The organism is Fimbriimonas ginsengisoli Gsoil 348 (genome assembly GCF_000724625.1).
Lineage (GTDB): Bacteria > Armatimonadota > Fimbriimonadia > Fimbriimonadales > Fimbriimonadaceae > Fimbriimonas > Fimbriimonas ginsengisoli.
The window spans coordinates 3,505,516-3,524,141 of the sequence record NZ_CP007139.1; the positions used below are offsets into that span (position 1 = coordinate 3,505,516).

General features: G+C 60.1%; 14 protein-coding genes and 2 pseudogenes. 4 read left to right on the forward strand and 12 right to left on the reverse strand.

The features are described from left to right. The first annotated feature begins 80 nt into the window (after positions 1-80). Complete coding sequence (locus OP10G_RS15795; RefSeq protein ID WP_227624946.1) at positions 81-677, forward strand: RNA polymerase sigma factor; 597 nt, start codon at positions 81-83, stop codon at positions 675-677. Continuing rightward, on the forward strand, positions 674-1,585 hold the full coding sequence (locus OP10G_RS15800) for a LolA family protein (protein ID WP_025229470.1): 912 nt from the start codon (positions 674-676) through the stop codon (positions 1,583-1,585). The genes OP10G_RS15795 and OP10G_RS15800 overlap by 4 nt, the downstream gene beginning before the upstream one ends. Positions 1,586-1,824: 239 nt before the next feature. Here the strand turns inward: OP10G_RS15800 and OP10G_RS15805 are convergent. The 8 genes and pseudogenes from OP10G_RS15805 to OP10G_RS15840 form a co-directional block, all read right to left on the reverse strand. Beyond that, positions 1,825-4,081, reverse strand: a pseudogene (locus OP10G_RS15805) (molybdopterin oxidoreductase family protein). A gap of 30 nt (positions 4,082-4,111) precedes the next feature. Continuing rightward, positions 4,112-5,149 (reverse strand): hypothetical protein, encoded by a 1,038-nt coding sequence (locus tag OP10G_RS15810; protein WP_025229469.1) that lies wholly within the window; start codon positions 5,147-5,149, stop codon positions 4,112-4,114. After that, positions 5,146-6,744 carry an MFS transporter gene (locus OP10G_RS15815; RefSeq protein ID WP_025229468.1) on the reverse strand — a complete coding sequence of 533 codons (1,599 nt, stop codon included), beginning with the start codon at positions 6,742-6,744 and terminating at the stop codon, positions 5,146-5,148. The genes OP10G_RS15810 and OP10G_RS15815 overlap by 4 nt, the downstream gene beginning before the upstream one ends. A gap of 14 nt (positions 6,745-6,758) precedes the next feature. Further along, the gene (locus tag OP10G_RS15820; protein ID WP_025229467.1) at positions 6,759-6,995 is read right to left on the reverse strand and encodes a DUF6755 family protein; all 237 of its coding nucleotides are present in this window, start codon (positions 6,993-6,995) and stop codon (positions 6,759-6,761) included. Further along, a complete protein-coding gene (locus OP10G_RS15825; RefSeq protein ID WP_025229466.1) occupies positions 6,992-7,483 on the reverse strand; it encodes a QcrA and Rieske domain-containing protein in 492 nt (163 codons plus the stop codon). The genes OP10G_RS15820 and OP10G_RS15825 overlap by 4 nt, the downstream gene beginning before the upstream one ends. 3 nt (positions 7,484-7,486) lie before the next feature. After that, complete coding sequence (locus OP10G_RS15830) at positions 7,487-8,125, reverse strand: 4Fe-4S dicluster domain-containing protein (protein WP_025229465.1); 639 nt, start codon at positions 8,123-8,125, stop codon at positions 7,487-7,489. A gap of 49 nt (positions 8,126-8,174) precedes the next feature. Then, positions 8,175-9,218 carry a cytochrome d ubiquinol oxidase subunit II gene (gene cydB, locus OP10G_RS15835; RefSeq protein ID WP_025229464.1) on the reverse strand — a complete coding sequence of 348 codons (1,044 nt, stop codon included), beginning with the start codon at positions 9,216-9,218 and terminating at the stop codon, positions 8,175-8,177. Positions 9,219-9,221: 3 nt separating this feature from the next. Then, complete coding sequence (locus OP10G_RS15840; RefSeq protein WP_025229463.1) at positions 9,222-10,574, reverse strand: cytochrome ubiquinol oxidase subunit I; 1,353 nt, start codon at positions 10,572-10,574, stop codon at positions 9,222-9,224. Positions 10,575-10,785: 211 nt separating this feature from the next. Here OP10G_RS15840 and OP10G_RS15845 point away from each other — a divergent pair. Further along, positions 10,786-12,286: pseudogene (locus tag OP10G_RS15845) on the forward strand (multicopper oxidase family protein). 19 nt (positions 12,287-12,305) lie between these two features. Further along, positions 12,306-14,684, forward strand: a complete 2,379-nt coding sequence (locus OP10G_RS15850; protein WP_025229462.1) for a M1 family aminopeptidase — start codon at positions 12,306-12,308, stop codon at positions 14,682-14,684. A 142-nt stretch (positions 14,685-14,826) separates the two neighbouring features. Here the strand turns inward: OP10G_RS15850 and OP10G_RS15855 are convergent, their stop codons facing one another. The 4 genes from OP10G_RS15855 to OP10G_RS15870 all read right to left on the reverse strand — a co-directional run bounded on the left by OP10G_RS15855 (position 14,827) and on the right by OP10G_RS15870 (position 18,626). Beyond that, the gene (locus OP10G_RS15855; RefSeq protein WP_025229461.1) at positions 14,827-15,663 is read right to left on the reverse strand and encodes a universal stress protein; all 837 of its coding nucleotides are present in this window, start codon (positions 15,661-15,663) and stop codon (positions 14,827-14,829) included. Positions 15,664-15,665: 2 nt separating this feature from the next. Continuing rightward, complete coding sequence (locus tag OP10G_RS15860; protein ID WP_158409254.1) at positions 15,666-16,550, reverse strand: universal stress protein; 885 nt, start codon at positions 16,548-16,550, stop codon at positions 15,666-15,668. A gap of 355 nt (positions 16,551-16,905) precedes the next feature. Then, complete coding sequence (locus OP10G_RS15865) at positions 16,906-18,204, reverse strand: acetyl-CoA hydrolase/transferase family protein (RefSeq protein ID WP_025229459.1); 1,299 nt, start codon at positions 18,202-18,204, stop codon at positions 16,906-16,908. Then, on the reverse strand, positions 18,204-18,626 hold the full coding sequence (locus tag OP10G_RS15870; RefSeq protein WP_052547793.1) for a pyridoxamine 5'-phosphate oxidase family protein: 423 nt from the start codon (positions 18,624-18,626) through the stop codon (positions 18,204-18,206). The genes OP10G_RS15865 and OP10G_RS15870 overlap by 1 nt, the downstream gene beginning before the upstream one ends.

Below are 18,626 nucleotides of genomic sequence, written 5' to 3' on the forward strand. Positions count from 1 at the left end.
GATTTAAGCCACTGCCAACGACTTGACATGCCGAAGGAGAACGAATGGTCAATAAAACGACCGAAGCAGAACCCAAGAGCATGACGCCACTAGAACGTGCACCGACCGCGCCGCAATGGCAGCGCGAAACCACGGAAGCCATGACGGACGAATTACCTAAACCACGAGCCACGAAGCCAGAGGAGCTCGTGCAACTCTTCTCGGGCGAGATCTGGCGATTCGTTTCGTCTCAGTTGCCGAAGCGCGAAGATGCGGAAGACGTTGTGATGGAAGTCTTTGCCGCCGCCTTTGCCGTCTTCTCCAAGGTCGAACGCGCCGACGATCAGCGCCTCTGGCTGCTGGCCGTCGCCCGTAAGAAGGTCGCCGACTGCCTTCGACGGCAATACCGCCGGGCCGAGCGGCCCTACTCCGAAGTGAGTGAGGCCGCGTCTGCCCCGGCAGCAAGCGAAATGCAGCTCGCAACCCGGGGCGCTTTGGAGCGCCTGCCGGACAACCAGCGCGAGGTGCTGGTTCTGAAATACATCAACGGCCTCAGCACCGAGGAGGTTGGAGTGGTGATCAAAAAGTCGCTCGCCGCCACGAACAGCCTGCTCCAGCGGGGCCGGCAAGGACTGCGAGAAGCGCTCGGCCCCGCCTTGGGTTTGCCGGCAGCCGAGAGCTATGGAGAAACGCGATGAACGAAAGAATTGAAGATCGAGACATCCAGGAGGCAATGCGAATGAGCTTAGTAAGTGAGGAACCCTCGGAAAACCTGCTCCGAAATCTGAGAGTGATGGCGAAAGAAGCCGCCCCCCGCAAACGCCGTTTGTGGCGTCCCGGCCTTGCTCTGGCGGGGACGGTGGCGGCGGGAGTGATCATCGCCTCGCTATCGATGCTCCCCACGAAAGCCTCGGCCAAGACGTTCGAGCTGATCGAGAAGGCGGCGCAGAAGGTGCGAACCTTCCGGTTCTCCATCGACTCTTCCGAGTCCGGAAATCACGAGTTTCTGACGATCGCCGGCGCCGACGGCAGGTTTACGATGAGGACGAACGAGGGCTTACTGATGCGGTTCGATGCCTCTTCGCTCAGTTTCTATGACCCCAAGGAGAACGTCGTCACCAGCTTCAAGCTCGGTGGTCTCGTCGACCTCAAGCAGGTGGCAAAGCAGGTTCAATCCGGCCTCGAGGAAGGGTTCGATCACATGGACCTGAAGAAGATGCTCAAGGACTATCGCGACAAGTACGGCAAAGATCAAATCCAAATCTCCGCCGTAACGAGCGAGGGCGGAAAGGATGTCTACCACGTCACCATGCAATCCAAAACCGATCCCGACCGGGTTGAGATGCTGGTGGATGCGTCTACCGACCTTCCCGAGCAGATCGTAGTCACCGGTAAGGAGCGGGACGGCTCTTGGCGTCAAACCTTGAAGATGGGAATGCACTTCGGAACGGAGATTGACCCCAAGGAGCTCAATGTCGACTTTCCCGCAAGTGCCAAGAAGGTCGATATCGACCTCGGCGCCCTGGTCGGCGACGCCATGAAAGGAGTCGAAGCCGTCGGCTCCGCCTTCGACAAGATCGGCAAGGATCTCGGCAAAATCAAGTAGCCCCGTAGTGCCGCCTTCCCAGGCGGCATCTCCTCCAGTGTCCCCCCGGCATCCTGCCGGGCGAAGGCACTGGAGGTTTACGTTTTGGAAAACGTCCTACTTGGTAGGCAAGATCCGGGTGGATTGATAGCCGATCAAATGCCACCTCCCATCCTCGCGCACGTAAACGCGGAGGATCTGGAGCCAGTTGTCCATCTTCGGCCCTACGCGATTCCAAGTGAATGCATTCGCTCTTTAGCTCAATTCTTGGATCTTTCGGCCGTTTTCCCTTGGAAGTCGGGATTTGGCACTGACCCGCCGGTAGTCCGCTCTACTTCGCCTTGATCGGCTGGACGGATCCGGACGGTGGCTTTTTTGAACTCCGGCATCGCGCTGGTCGGATCGTACGCGCGGATCGTAAGGAGGTTGGCCGATTTTCTTCCCGCCCAATGATAGGGGATGAAGACCGTATCCGGGCGAATCGTGGTCACCACTTTCGCCTGGAGCGTTACCGATCCGCGCCGGCTCTCCACAAGAACCCAATCCTTGTCTTTGATTCCGTACGCCTGAGCCAAAGCCGGATGGATCTCCACGAACGGCTCGGGACATTGGTCGACGAGCGCGCCGATGCGCCTTGTCTGAGTCCCGCTTAGATACTGAGAAACCACCCGGCCGGTGGTGAGGATAATTGGATACTCCTCGTCGGGTTCTTCCGCACTTGGCCGGTATCGCACCGGATTGAAGTGCGCCTTCCCGTCCGCGGTGGGGAACTTGAGGTCTTCGAACAGGCGAGGGGTGCCCGGGGTGCCCAATGTCCGGGCAAGGCCAAAAGATTCCATGCTCCTTCTCAAGTCGCTCGTAGGTCATGCCGTAATAGCTGACCGTGCTGAAGCGGGACGCGACGCGGAGCTCGTTGAAAATGTCCTCCGGCGTCTTAAAGTGGTCGAAGTACTTACCCTGACCGAACCTCCTTCCTAGCTCCAAGACGATGTCGGTATCGCACTTCGCCCTTCCCGGAGGGGTTACCGCGGCGCGAATTCGGTTGACCCGAGCCTCGCCGCTGGTCACGGTTCCTTCCTCCTCCTCGTGGAGCGATCCGGCCATAACGATATCGGCATGCTGCGCCGTCTCGCTTAGGAAAAAGTCGATGGCCGTGTAATGCTCCAGCCGGCTGAGCGCTTCCCGCGTGAAATTGCTATCCGGAAGGGAAACAAGCGGATTGAAGCAGATAGAGATGAGCGCCTTGATCTCGCCCGAGTGGATCATCTCCATGATCACCGGCGCCGGGTGCCCCTTTCGCGGGATCTCGCTCTCGTCGCAGCCCCAAACCCCGGCAATATAGGCGCGGTGCTCTGGGTTCTCGATATCGCGATTGCCGGGCAATTGGTCGCATTTGTGACCGTGCTCGCGACCCCCTTGGCCATTCCCTTGACCGGTGATCGTGCCGTATCCACACCCCGGACGTCCGATTCGTCCCGTCGCTAAGACGAGGTTGATGCACGACAGCACGTTCTCGGTTCCTTTCGTGTGTTGCTCAATCCCTCTCGCATGGAGCAGGAAGGAGCTCTTTGCCTCCCCCCACATCCGCGCGGCTCGGACGATATCCTCCAGATTCACCCCTGTAATTCGAGCCGCGTCTACGAGGGAAGTTTCCATCGCCGCCGCCTCGGTGTCGGCCCATCCGCTTGTGTAGTTCTCGACGAACTCACGGTCGACCAAGTTTTCCTCGACGAGAATCCGGAGCATCGCCACGAAGAGGGCGGAGTCGGTACCCGGGCGCACCGGAAGGTGAAGATCGCATGTCCGAGCGAGTGGCGTCACTCGCGGGTCGATCATGATGAGCTTGCCGCCGCGGTCGCGCGACCGCCAGATGTAATCCGTGGTAATCGGCGCGCACTCGGCGACATTGGTGCCGGCGCACATGATTACGTCCGCGAGCGGGATGTCGGTCCAGGCGCCCGCCGCGCGATCCACTCCGAACGCCTTCTTGTTTCCCGCTCCCGCCGAGACCATGCAGAGCCGACCGTTGTAATCCAACTCGGCCGTCTTCACTCCCAAACGGGCAAACTTGCCCATCAGGTAGCTCTTCTCGTTCGACAGCGATACCCCAGAAAGAACCGCGACCGAATTGGGGCCATGCTCCGCTTGAATTCTTCGAATCTCCCTCGCCGTCGTCTCGAACGCCTCGTCCCAGGTGATTGGGACGAATCCGACGCCCTCGACCCGCTTCATCGGATCCAAGAGACGGTCGGGATGGTTGTTCTGCAAGTAGCGCTTCACCCCTTTCGGGCATAGCTTTCCTCGATTAAAGGGGAATTCCTCCCAAGGTTCGAATCCGATGACTCGATTGTCCCGAACCTTCAATTGAATCCCACACCCCTGTCCGCAGAAGCAGCAATGGGTCTTCACGAGCTTCTCGGGCTCGCCACGCCCGCTCCAGCCTCCGGGAGGTTCGTAGGCAAGGTGGGGTCCGAATTCTCGGGTGAGCTGTTCAAAGGGAACGGGCAGTTTCGCCATTATGTTTCGGTCGATTAAATCGGATCTTGTCTAGCCCGCGTAAGGCACTTCGCCCAGGGCGGCGGCTTGGTTCAGTGCGATGAGCTTTCGTTTTTCTTCAGGGGAGAGATTCTGGTGCTCACCAAAGTCGAAGCCGATCTCCTTCATCACCTGGGCCAAATCGTCGTGGTGCATTTCGCTCTGGTACGGCTGACCGCTCCTGAGACAAAGCGCCTTCGGTCCATTGGCGCCTTCCTCCTTGTAGAACTGTACTCCGAGCTGAGCGGGACGCTGGAATACATGGAATAGCTTCCCAAAGGGCATCCAGAGCAAGAGAACCACGACGGTGAAAGCGTGCAGCAGCGACAAGAACGAGAAGTGCTCGCCTCCCATTAGCTTGTAGCTCGCCGTCAGCATAAGCCCCGTGACGGAGACCGAGAAGAGCAGGAACAACGGAATCAGGTCGTTTTCCAGACTCTGAACCGCCTGCGCACCGTGGTCGAACAGCCGTCGGTGCATGGCGATGGCCACGCCGGTGATGATCATCACCGCCGAAATCACCAGTCCGTTAAACATCAGGAAACCGATGATCGAGTGAGGAGGGAACGCAAATTGCCGCATCCCCATAAACTCGACGATATAGTTTCCAACGCCGTCGTGGCCGAACGAAACCCAACCCCAACTAAGCGGGAAGGTGATGGCAAACGCCAAAAGACACCCCCACGCCATGCACATGTGCCCGAACCACCGCCCCTTTCCTCGGTTGGCGATGAACTTCTGAGCGACGATGTTCTTGAATAAAAGGGCGATGAGGTGGAAGACGCTTTTGACAAAACTCTTCGGCCGTGCGATCAGCCGGAAGCTGGCTACGAAGTAACGCCAAGTCGGGGGACGTTGGACCCACATCAGGTACCGGTAGACCAAGCCGAACGCCGCGAAAATGGTTGCGGCCGCGTAGGCCGCCAGCGGCGTGTCGAACCGGGTGAGCGACCCCGATCCCACGTAAATTGCTCCGATAACCAGAACCGCGGCTAACGTGGCGCCGGCAAAGGCGACGACTTGCGAATGCGGATAGGCTCGAACGCTCATAGTTTCACCGGCATTCTTGGTTGCGTGGCGTCTTGCCCAAGGGCGGGATCGGGTGCTTCGTTATCCGACGCCGAAGGCGTCTCATCCACTGTACGCGATCCGTTGGATTGGCCTCCCGGCGCTTGGGCCGCCCGGATCTGGTCTTGCTCCCGACCCATCTTGAGGATTACGAGGTGCATCCAGACAAGGCTGATGACGCTGATCAGGGCTAGGAATAGCCAGCAACTGCTCCAAAGTCCGGTTGCTTTGAGCATCCACCCGAACAAGATGGGACACAAGAAGCCGCCAAGCCCGCCGATGACGCCGACCAAGCCTCCGACCACGCCGACGTCGTTCGGAAAGTAGTCGGGAATATGCCGGAAAACGGCTGCCATCCCGAACCCCATCATCACGCCGGCAAGCAGCACGACCCCGCTAAACACCCATACGTTCGCTTGGAAGAACACGTGGGTGATTCCGCGAGCGATCAGTTCCTTCTTCTTCACCGTCTGGCCGGCGGTCACCGCCGGCTCTTGCCAGGAGCGGAACCTAGGCAAGACGAGGTTTCCTTGAGGCTCTCCGATAGATGAGGGCGCCGGCTTAAGCGCGTACGATTTGACGCCGATGACAATGGACTCTCGGGAGACGGCGGTTACCTTGCCCGCTTTGTCGGCCAGGATTCCCTCGCCCGTCGAGGTGATATCCATCCGGGGAGCCACGAGGGCCAAAAACAAAAGCGTACATGCGCTGAGAACGATGTACATCGTCCCGCGAGCCCCGAACCGGTCGCTGACGAAGCCGCCAAGCGCGCGGGTTATCCCACTCGGGAGACTGAACGCGGACGCCATCACGCCGGCGACGGCCAACGACATCCCGTAGACGTTGATGTAGTAGGGAATCAGCCACTGCGAAAGGGCGACGAACCCGCCGAAGACGACGAAGTAGTACAGTCCGAATCGCCACACCCGCAGATCGCGAAGCGGTCCAAGCATCACTCCCCAGGTTTTCTGCTGAGTCGCAACTACCTTTCGGTTTTGAGTAAGAAACGCAAAAGCGATGGTAACGGCGACGAGCGCGCCCGCGTAAACGAGCGGCAGCTTTCGCCATTCCTCCGGCTGGGCTCCGTTGTTAGTGAGTGCGGTAAGGAGGATCGGCGCCCCCATGCTGGTCAAGGCAGAGCCGATGGTCCCCATGCCAAAGATTCCGAGCGCCGTCCCCTGTCGCTCTTTGGGAAACCATAGCGAGGTGTAGGCCACCCCGGCGGAGAAAATCGTCCCGCTCAACCCGAAGATCAGCCCCGTCACCACGAAGGCCGTAAACCCGTTCGCAAAGCTCGTTCCGACCAAGCCCAGCGCGGAGACCAGCATGATGGCGATGAACATCGGCTTTCCGCCGAACCGGTCGGTTAAGAGACCAACCGGGAGCCGTAGGATGGAGCCTGTAAGGACGGGAACTCCAATGAGCCATCCCATCTGGGCTTTGTCGATCGCCAACAGTCCATGGTCGGTCAGAAAGGCGCCAAGGACGCCGTACATCGTCCAGGCTGCAAAGCAGATCATGAACGCGAGCGTGTTCAAGAAGAGAGTTCGAGTGGCCCCAGGAGTCGTATGTGCCATTTTTCTACCCGTAGCTAAGCGTTCCGGGTCAGCCGGATGATTCCGTCGAGCATCCAGATGTTCACGGCCAAGATAACGATGGAGATAAGGGCGGCCGGAATCGCCATGGTCGCCCTACCGTCCTGCAGACTCTCCAAGACACCGACAAAAAGCCAGAGCTGGAGCAGAACGAGGACGAGATTGAACAGGAGCAGGGCGGCGAATATGCTGGAGCGCTGCCGGCGTCGGTGAGCCGCGGGACTAACCTTCATGCGTCACCTCTTTTAACGCCCACCGCGAAAAGTCGCCCGTCTCGCACTTCCAGCATGATTTCCGGAAGCGGCCGAGGAGGAGGTCCCTGCAACACTTTGCCGTCCGATATGGAGAACGCTCCGTTGTGGCACGGACAGTAAAGCCGGTTCTTTTCCGGCTCCCACTCGACCGGACACGAAAGATGAGTGCAGCGGCGCGAATACGCCTTGAATACGCCCGGTTGAGGTTGGACGAGGATGCAGAGGTCATGCTCGCGTGGATAGTTGAACGCCATAGAGCCACCAACGGGCAGGGTGGCAAGCTCCCCGATTTCTTTAGCGTCCATCTTGCGATGGTCGCGCGGCATCACGGACCATGCCGCGAGGCCGATTGATCCCACGGCCAATCCACCGCTGGCAAGCGTCATGAACTTGAAGAACTCGCGACGAGAGACGTAATGATCTTCGTCCCAGTCGATCGGAAAGTCTTCATTGAGCTTTCTTTCCATCGATCAACCCTCCGCCAGCTTTAATAGATTCACGCTGTCGACAAGCCCATCCCGATTGACAAGCTTCATAAGATCGTTCTTCCGAATAATCTGTCGCGGCTGGACTTCTAGTTGCCGATAGCTACGCGGCATCATTACGTTGACGAGGGTCCGTATGGTGCGACCGCCGAAATTGAATTCGTTGACGGGATGGCTGCGTCTCCGCTCCGCAATCTCCTCCGGAGTTCCGAAGAAGAGCGCCTCGGAGGGGCAGACGGTGGCGCACATCGGTTTAAGCCCAACCGAGGTCCGGTCGTAACACATGTCGCATTTCATCATCATGTCGGGCTTGGCGTCGTACTTCGGCACTCCGAAGGGGCAGGCATAGACGCAGTTCGTGCAGCCGATACACCGCGGCTTTAGCGCGCTCTGCACCACCCCGTCCGGGGTCCGCTTGATGGCGTCGGCCGGACAAACCGCCGCACAGGCCGGCTCTTCGCAGTGCATGCAAACGACGGGCGTGGTTTGCACCGTGTCGCCTCGTTCGATATCGACGAGGTGAATCATCGATACCCCTGGATGCGTATCGCACTCGCCGCAGGCTTGGACGCACGCCCGGCATCCGATGCAGCGACTGGGATCGATATAAAACTGTTTATCCATCTACCTATCCTTGAAGCACTCGCGGTGAACGGCAGTATGCTCCGATTTCTCAATGTCCACCGTCGCCGGATAGCACGACCTTGCCTCGGAACGAGCGGAAGAGGTAGGTGAAGTAGACGATGGCGAGGACGATCGCCACGAGCCAGAAGGTGAGGCCGACATGGAGGCCGAGGGTACCGGCGGCCGCGGAAGTGATCGTCAGGTCGTTCTCCTTCCCCAGCGTCGACCGGAGGATCGTCGGGTACATCCCGCTCGCCGCGATGGCGAGGCTCGTGGCGATGAGCGCGCTAGAGCTAAGGAATGACGCGAGTTCGCTCCCTCGCTTCATCGTCACGGGAATCGCGATGAGCGCCGCCAGGTTGGCCGGGATCAGAACCCATGCCGTCGGCCTCGCCAAGGCCGCCTCGAAGATGCCGGGTTGAACGAAGTGGGTGGCGATGCTCATCGGAACTCCCACGACGATAACGGCCGCCCAAAGCCGTCGCGCCCAAATCTCGGCCCGGTCATGGACCGGCCCTTCGGTCTTCATCCGTAAAAACTGCGCGCCGTGCATCGCCAACATGACTAGGCTGAAGACTCCGATCAACACCGTGTACCAGTCGAGCACACCCGGATGGATTCCGGGGAGAAAGTCGGTGAAGAGCGGGCCGGAAAAGAATCCCTCGCCATTCAGCGGCACTCCCCGAATGACGTTGCCGAGAGCGGCGCCCAACACGATCGCCATCAGGGCGGACGAGGCGAAGAAGACACCATCCCAGGCGCTCCGCCAAAGCGGCGATTTCTCCATGGAACGAAATTCGATCGAGATCCCGCGAAGCACCAGCAGCCACAAAACCATCATCAGCGGCATGTAAAAGCCGCTAAAGCCGGCCGAGTACGCTCGCGGAAAGGCGAAGAAGAGAATCCCTCCGCCCGCCAGGAGCCATACCTCGTTACCGTCCCACAACGGGCCGATGGAGGCAAAAACGGTTCGCCTCTCCTCGTCGGTTTTGGCGACGAGGAGGTGGAGAATCCCCGCGCCGAAGTCGAAACCGTCCAGCACGACGTAGGTCGTGAACATGAGGGCGACGATGATGATCCATACCGTTTCCATGTCTTAAGCCGCTCCCGTTTCGCCGTAAGCGTTCGTGTCGCCGTCTCCAGGACCCTTGGCAAGTTGCTTCGAGACCAGATAGAGGAAGAGCACTCCGAGCACGGCATAGAGTCCCACGAAGCCGAGGGTGCTGAAGGCGACCTCACCTCCGCTCACGGTGGGCGAGTGACCGTGAATCGTCCGTTGCAGTCCGTAGATCAGCCAGGGCTGGCGTCCAAGCTCGGCGGTCATCCATCCCATGGTGGTGGCGATGTAGGGGAACGGGAACGCCAGCATAAGCACCCACAGGAGAACACGGTTCTTGTAGAGCCGATGCTTGAAGAGCATGAATCCTGCCAGGAGCATAAGGGCGATCTGCATCGTGCCAAGCCCCGCCATGATGTGATAGGCGAAGTAGAGGAGCTCGATGTTGTCGGGAAGATCCTCTTTCGGAAAGTCGTTCATCCCCTTCACCTGGGCGCCGAACGAACCATAGGCGAGATAGCTGAGAACGTAGGGGACTTGAACCGGGTTATTCAATCTCCGATTGGCAACGTCCGGCTGGCCGATGATCGCGATCTCGGCTTTGTCGCCCGTCTCAAACTTGCCTTCCATGGCGGCGAGGGCGGCGGGCTGGTGCCTTGCCATCATCTTTCCGTGCATGTCCCCGGTCGGGAACAAGATGAGCACACTCGCAATGAGTCCGGTGATCACACCCACCTTGACGAATAGCTTGGCCTGGTCTTGGTGCCGATCGGAGAGGAGATAGTAAGCGCCGACGGCCGCGACGACGAAGGAGCCGGTGACGGCTGCGGCGGTCATGGTGTGCAGGTACTGCCAGATCGCCCAGGGATTGAACAAGTAGCCCCAGAGGTCCGAGAGTTGAAGCGCTCCGTTGCGGCCCACCGAATAGCCGACCGGGTGCTGCATGAACGCATTGGTCGCCACGATGAAGTATCCCGACAGCCAAGATCCTGCGAACACCATGAACGAGGCGAAGAGGTGTCCCTTCGGTCCCAGCTTCTTCGCCCCAAAGAGGAAGAGTCCCAGGAAGGAGGACTCGGCGAAAAACGCGAACATCCCTTCGAGCGCCAAGGTGAGCCCGATGACACCTCCGGCGTAGTTGGAGAACTTCGCCCAGTTGGTGCCGAACTGGAACTCCATCGGAATTCCGGTCACGACCCCCACCACGAAGTTCAACCCAAAAATTCGAGCCCAGAACTGGGCCGCGCGGTCGTACCGCTCGTCGTTCTTTCGGTAGGCGATCAGCTTCAGAACGAAAATGATAAGGGCGAGCCCCATCGTGAGCTGCGGAAACAGATAGTGGTAGGTGATGAGGAATCCGAACTGAATACGGCTCCAAATGACGGCGTTCATAGCGTTTGAATTCCTCGAAGCCTTTTTTGGTCACCGACGGCTCTGTCTGACGGAACGGATCGATTCGCAAATGAATTTGGCATCGTGCTGCCTAGGTATATCTGCGCGGCGGCTACTCCCACAAGTCGGCCCTTGGCTGTCCGAGATTCTCCGTCATGCTTTCCATGGACAGATCTAGGGCGTTTCTGATGGAGGATCATTAGAGAAGCCCATGAACGATCTCAACCGTCGGCAGTTCATCAGCCTGGCAACGGCTACCGCCCTGGGAGGGGCGACGGAAGCGTTTCGGCCCGGCAAGGCATTTGCAAACCCACCCCGGGTCGCGATCGACGGTCCGGCCGATTACACGATTCGCATCGGAACCGGCCTTATCGAGGCTGCGCCGGATAAGATCGTCTCCACCAAGACATACAACGGCGGATTTCCGCCCACTCATTCGGTTGAAAGAGGGGCGGCGAGTGGTGGTCGACGTCCATAACGACACTCCGATCCCCGAACAGCTTCACTGGCATGGCCAGAGGATTCCGGTCAGCGTCGACGGCTCGGCAGAAGAAGGAACCCCGTACATCCCTGCCGGCGGCATGCGACGGATCGAGTTCATTCCGGGTCCGGCTGGGTTTCGGTTCTATCACACCCACAACATCGCGGGGGCCGACCTCAATGCCGGCCAATACACCGGACAGGTTGGACCGGTTTATATCGAGCCGAAGAATGAGCCGGGCGCCTACGACCGGGAAGTGTTCCTGACCCTGAAAGAGTTCGCGCCGTCGTTCTCCAAGGGCGGCGACATGGCGATGGACTTCCTTTCGCCTGCCATCACGGCCCCCGATCTCAAAGCACGGGCTGAGCATAACGACCGAGTGGCGAAAGGGAAGCCGAAAGGATATGAGGTCGGCTACGACATCTTCACCATCAATGGAAAGATGCTGGGCCACAGCGAACCCATCCGCGTGAAGCGCGGGCAGCGAGTGCTCTTTCACGTCTTAAACGGAAGCGCGGGCGAGATAAGGAGCCTTGCGCTCCCCGGCCACCATTTTAAAGTGGTGGCTTTGGATGGCAACCCCGTCCCTCACCCGGTCAGCGTGCCGGTCCTCTACATCGGTACCGCCGAAAGGGTGTCCGCCATCGTTGAGATGGATCACCCCGGCGTGTGGGTGATGGGCGATCTCTCCGACGACGACCGTAACCGCGGCATGGGGATCGTGGTGGAGTACGCCGGAAGCAAAGGGAAGCCGAAATGGGAGAAGCCGGCGCCGTTCCACTGGGACTACACCCGTTTTGGACGGCCGGGGGGCATGGCTCGAAAGCCGGACGAGACGTTCGTGCTGACTTTCGAGAAGCAGCAAGCCGCCGAGCACGGTTTCAACCGGTGGACCATCAACGGCAAGGCATTTGCCATGCAAACCATGTCGAACATGGACATGGGCGGAATGGAGCCGTTGCTTCGACTAAAGCTTGGAAACCGCTACCGCCTGCGGATGCGCAACGCCAGCGACGACATCCATCCGATGCACCTCCACCGCCACTCCTTCGAACTCACAAGGTTCGCCGGAAAGCCTACGGCCGGAGTGCACAAAGACGTGGTGATGGTCGGAGGGTTCCAAGAAGTCGACATCGACTTCACCGCCGACCAGCCCGGCCTCTCCCTATTCCACTGCCACCAACAGCTCCACATGGACTACGGGTTCATGGCCCTGTTTGCCTGCTCGTAGCGTAGGTAACCTGCCCGGCATGAGATTCTTTCCGGTCGCCGGACTCGCGATCGTTTTGTCGAGCCTCGCTCCGGCGCAAGTTGCGCCACGGCGGCTGCACTTCGCGCCAGATCGCACTTACGATCTCATTAAGACGGTGACGACGCTGGATGTGGATGCGGATCGTCAGCGGGCGAGCGGGTCGGTGGTCGCGACAATTTCCATGCTCCGCGACGGCGTTACGAGCGTCCATTTCGACACGAGCGCCGACCAGGTGAGCGGCGTTTTGGTCGATGGAAAGCCGGCGCGGTTCACCCGCTCGGGCGGCAGTTTGGAGATCGACGTTCCGCCCAGCAAGAGGGGTCAAGTACATCGCCTGAACTTCCGCATCGAGGGCCGGTTCTTCCGGTGGACGAACCCCACGGCCGAAGAGCCGAATCGGATTGGATTCTGCGCCGAGGGACTCGCCGCGCAGCCCGTGGGTTGGGCGCCGCCAAACGACCTTTCGTCCACTGAGATCTCACTCACCGTTCCGACGGCTTGGACGGTCATCAGCAATGGATCGCCGGTTTCCGATACGCCGAAGGGGAGTGGCCGCCATACCGTCGCATGGCGCCTCGATCAGCCGCATGCCGGGTACCTCAACAGTCTGGCCGCGGGGCCGTTCGATCTTTTCCGCGACACCTGGCGCGGCAAACCACTCATCATGACCTGCCCCAAAGGTATGGGGGACCGGCTCGAGTCGACCTTCGCCCCGACGAAAGAGATCCTCAGCTTCTTTTCCGACATCCTTAACTTCCCCTATCCATGGCCGAAATACGCCCAAACAGTGGTGTACGAACACGAAGGTTATGCGGAGGAAGACGTCAGTGCCACTCAATACCCCCTCTACTGGCGTCAAGACGGCGGCTTTATGTCCAACTCCCGGGAGGGGATGAATCCCACCGCTTGGGTCATCGCTCACGAGACGGCGCACCAGTGGTTCGGAGACACGGTGACGTGCAAAGACTGGGGCGACACGTGGCTAAACGAAGGGATGGCGACCTACATGGAGATGGCGTACACGCTCCACAGTCGCGGCCAACTGGAATCGCTTCGAGAGTTCGAGGCGTACAGCCAGCGCTACTTCGACCATAGCCGAACCGACTTTCGGCCGGTAGCCACCAACTTCTACTCAGACTCGCTGGGCATGGGCGGCTGGACGACCTATATGAAGGGAGGCACGACGCTCGACTCTCTTCGACGGCAGATCGGCGACAAGCCGTTTTACGAGGGGCTGCACCAATACCTGGCGCGCCACCAGTTCTCGAACGTGGAATCGAACGACCTCTGCGAAGATCTTAGCGAGGCGAGCGGCGTGAACTTGCACCCTTGGTTCGACCAATGGATCTACAAACCGGGCCATCCGGTGATCGACTGGAGCTGGTCCTACGACGCCGCCCGGAAGTTGGCGATCGTACACGTTCGCCAGACCCAAGACACTTCGCGCGGCGCGCCGATCTTCGACGTACCGACTCACGTCGCCCTGATCGACGACCAGGGTCTGCGGCGAACTCCGATCCATCTTAATGCCGCCGATCAAACGTTTGAGATCGCGACGCCATCCGTGCCAAAGGCCGTAATCTTCGACCCCGACCACGACTTCCTGCGCGAGCTGCCCAAGCAGCCGTGGACGGCCGAGGAGCTGCCTTACGTGTTCCTCCATGCGCCGAATCCAATCGACATGGAAGCGGCGATGAACCGATTGCTCGATGGAAATCCGACGGACGAGACCCTGCGAATGATCGCTGGCCGGCTGCGCCGGGACACGCAGCCCTTCCCGGCCATTCGCGATACTTCGCGTCTCGTCAAGCTCGGACGCGGCGTTCTGCACGACTTCGTCGTCGCCGAAACCAGCCATGCGAACTATGATCGGCGGGCGAATGCGGTCGCTGGGCTTGGAATGTCAGACCAACCGCGGCTGCACCAGCTCCTCGGCGACGACCAACCGTACGATGTCGTCGCCGCCGCGCTTCGAGGACTGTCCACGTTAGATTTCGCCTCTGTCCGCGAGTTCGCCATGACGCAGGCGGCGAAGGCGACCTATCCCGCCCTGCGCCGGACCGCGCTGGAAGTACTGGCCGATCACCAAGCGCCCGGTTGGGACGCCGCCATTCTAGAAACCGCGACGGAACACCACCGGCCGCTGATCCGCGAACTCGGATTGCGCGCGTTGTCCCGCCTTCCGCACGATGACCCCCGCGTCGCCGCCTCCCTTCGGAGCGCGCTGGCGAGCCGAGACCAGAAAATCGTAACCGACGCGATCGACCTCGTCGGCCGGCTAAAGGTGAAGGCGCTGGCGCCGGAATTACAGCGAATGAAAGCGCAGGGCCAACATGTCGCCGACGTAGACGCCGCGCTGAAAGCCCTGGCCTCGTGACCCGCCCCCGGGCGCCTCACCCAATGCCATACAGTTTTCATCGGACACGTCTTCTTTGCGTTCTTCGCGCTCCCCCTTCGCGTCCTTCGCGAGAAACTCTGGAAAGGGGATTTCTCGCAAAGGTCCCCGGGCCCGTCAAAGCTCACGGCTTCCTTAATAGCAGGACGGAATAAGGGGATGAGACGACCACCTGAAGCGCCACGCTACCGACGAACAGCCGCTCGACGAAACCATGTCCCTGAGCTCCTAAGATGACCAGGTCCGCCTTCGACGCCTTCATCATCGCGTCGATCACCTCGCTCGGGCTCCCCTCCACGACATGACCGCGAGCCTCGAATCCCTCCTCGCAAAGGTGGCTTACCAGGCTGTCGACGTGGTGAGCGATCTCCTTGGGAAGCTGGCGGTCCACCAGCGCTTCCACCGCCGAGACGATGATCAGCCGTCGGATTCCTTTCGGCTTCATGCGGGCCAACATTCGAAGGCAGTCGTCCGCATAATCTGACCCGTCGGTCGCGAATACGGCGGTGAGGCTCCCCGTGGGTTCAACGTCGTTCTTCGAAACCAAGACCGATTGGTGCGCCCCGATGGCCAGTCCGCGCCCCACGCTGCCGAGGAAAAACGCTCCGTACCGAGACTTATGCGTAGAGCCAACCGCGATGAGGTCGCAGTGCAATTCGTCGCCGCGCCTCATCAGTCGGTCGCAGGGGTTCCCAACCGCGTAGAGCGTCGTGGATTCGATACCAGCCGCTGTAGCTAGCGCCTCCGCCTCGCCAAGCAGCCTTTCACCCTGCTCCCGTCGAACTTCGTCGATCGTCGGGTAGCTGGCGTAGGTGAACGGCGTGGCACCGGCGCCTCCGGCGAGCAGCAGCTCGTCGACGTGAAAAAGCTCCGCGGAGCAATTGGGGAATCCCAAACGAGCAAGCAAATTGATCGTCGGACGGTAATTCCCTTCGGTGTCGACTCCGATGACCGCTTTCATCGTTAGCTCCTCACCACCAGAACCGGATATGGCTCGGCGACGACTTGATGCATCGAGCAACTACCGATGAACAGCCGTTCGGCAAAGCCGTGTCCTTGGGCTCCGATGACGAGTACGTCTGCCTGCGTGTCCTGCATCGCCTGCCGAATGACGTCGTTTGCCGTGCCGGCCCCAACTCGGGAGGTAGCGACGTACCCGGCGGCTTGGAGCTTGGCGACGAGGCGATCGTTCAGCGACTGAAGATGGTCCTCGATCCAGGTGTCCACCATCCCTCCGAGCGCCGGAAGGTTCGCCTGCAAAATGTGGGCCTCGTGGTCGCTGATCTGGTAGGCGGTTACGACGTGGATCTCCGAAATCCCCTTTGCGTGCCAACTGAGGAATTTGCGAATCCATCGTTCCGACTCCGGTGAATGATCGGTTGCGAGGACCACCTTAAGCGGCGCCCCATCCCGGATGGGACCTTTGGATACGAGGATCGATGCGTGGCAGCCGATCGCCAGGCCGCGGCTAACGCTGCCGAGGAACGACGTGGACCACAGAGAACCCTGTCCGGCTCCGACAGCGACGATGTCGGAGTGAGTCTGGTCGGCAATATCCGAGAGGCCGGTGGCTGCGGGGCCGAAACGAAGGGTGCATCTCGGTTTAAGATCGCGCATACATGCCTCGTCCTTTGAGGCGTCCAACGCGATTCGGCCGGCGTTCTCCAACGCCTTCACGTAATCGGACTGTAATTGTCCGGCGGCGACTACGTCCATCGGAAAGTAGGCTGGCACCGGGTTGACGAAATGGGCCAGAGTCGATTCCGGCTTCTCGAAGCGAAACCTCGCCAGCAACTTGATCGCCGGCTTATAAGCGCCGTTCAGGTCGATTCCGACAACTGCCTTCACTTTGCCGCCCCCACGTTCGCCTGATTCGGCTTGGAGTTGGGGCAGGGAAGGCCTCGCTTGCATGCGCAGTCGCATTCGGTCCCCGCCGCATGGGCGGCTTCCCGGGGGCTGGTTGCGATGAGGGTCGTCGCCGCGATCGTCCCGGACGTTTGCGATGCGCAGGAATGGCTCTTAGACTCGCTGTCTGGTTTCATTTGCTTCTCCCGAAGGCCTCGTAGCGGCCAGTCGATATAGAGAGCCTACGGAGAAATCGGTCTCCCAACCAGTCAGAAGTTTCGCGTCAGGAGGTTCGTGTCAGGGAAAGGAATGACGCACGGTCTATCGCGATACCTCTCCCCATCGGCGCCAAGCTTTGTCAAAAGCGAAGCAACTCGTGAGCTTCTCTTTCCAGGCGCTCACGATGATCCGGGTGAGCGATATCGATGAGCAGCTTGGCGCGTTCGCGAAGGCACCTTCCGTGCAAGCTCGCTATCCCGTATTCCGTGACGACGTAGTGGACATGGGCTCTTGTCGTGACCACACCGGCTCCTGGCTTAAGAACGCTCGCGATACGAGATTCACCATGCCGGGTGGTCGAAGGTAGAGCGATGATCGGCTTGCCGCCTTCCGATTGAGCCGCCCCCCTCATAAAGTCCATTTGTCCGCCAACCCCGGAGAAGATGCGGTTGCCGATAGAGTCGGCACAAACCTGGCCGGTAAGGTCGACTTCGATCGCGCTGTTTATCGCCGTCACCTTTGGATTGCGTCGGATCACATCCGGATCGTTCACATAACCGATGTCGAGCATCGCGACGACCGGATTGTCGTCGATGAAGTCGTAAAGGCGACGCGTTCCCAAGGCAAAACCGGCGACAACTTTTCCCGGATGCGTCCTCTTTTGAGTGCCATTCACCACGCCTCTCTCGATCAGGTCCACGATGCCGTCCGAAATCATCTCCGAATGGACGCCTAGGTTGGCGTGCCCACGAAGTGAGGTGAGTACCGCGTTGGGGATCGCGCCAATCCCCATCTGTAATGTCGCGCCATCCTCCACGAGAGTGGCGCAATACTGGCCGATAAGCTGTTCCTTTTCGGTGGAATCCCGGCACTCGATCTCGGGCAGCCGCTCGTCGACGTAGACGAGCGCGTCAAGATCGTCCATGTGGACGAAACCGTCGCCATGGGTCCTCGGCATGAAGCGATTGACCTGCGCGATCACGCGCTTCGCCGCTTTCACTGCAGTTCGAGTCAGGTCGACCGAGGTGCCGAGAGAGCAATAGCCGTTCCGGTCTGGTGGCGAGACATGGATCATCGCGACGTCGATTGGCAACGCGCCGCTCGAAAGGAGAGAAGGAGCCTCGCTCAGGAAGATCGGCACGTAGTCGGCCCGGCCTTCGTTCACCGCGTCCCGAAGGTTCGCCCCCACGAAGAGGGCTCTGACCCGGAAGCTGGCTTCCATACCGCGCTCGGCATAAGGGGCAGGCCCTTCCGTGTGCAGTTGTAAGACTTCGACCGCTCGAAGTTCCGGCGCGCGATCCGCCATCGCGCGAATCAAGCATTGAGGCGCCGCGGCCATCCCTTGGATGTAGACACGGTCGCCAGACTTGATGCACCGCACCGCTTCCGCCGCCGTGAGCTGCGAGGCCGGATTGCAGAGGGTAAGGTTTCTCGACATCAGGGTTCCTGTCGCTCGTAGCGGCCGGTCATCTCCGTCAACTCGATCGCGAACACCACCATCGAGGCTCCAGAGACCGCCCGGGAGGGCGGGGTAAGGGCGTGTCCGTGCGACGAGGTGTTGGCTACCAGCGGGCGGAGGCGCTCGAACAACAGCCCCATTGCCACGGCGGCGTCGGCATCTTTTAGTTCCTTAAAACGACCCCAGGCGATGATGCTGCGCCAGTTGACGAGGTCGATAACCTCGTCGACTTCGAAGCATACGTCCGGGTTCTCACGCATCATCTCAACCTTTCTGCCCTCGGGCGTGTGGGCGAGGATCCGGCGGCCGTCGTACGCAAAGGAGATTGGAACAATGTACGTACGGCCCCCGGAATGGCACCCGATCCGGCCCATCGGCGCCGCAAGGAGCAATCGCTCCAT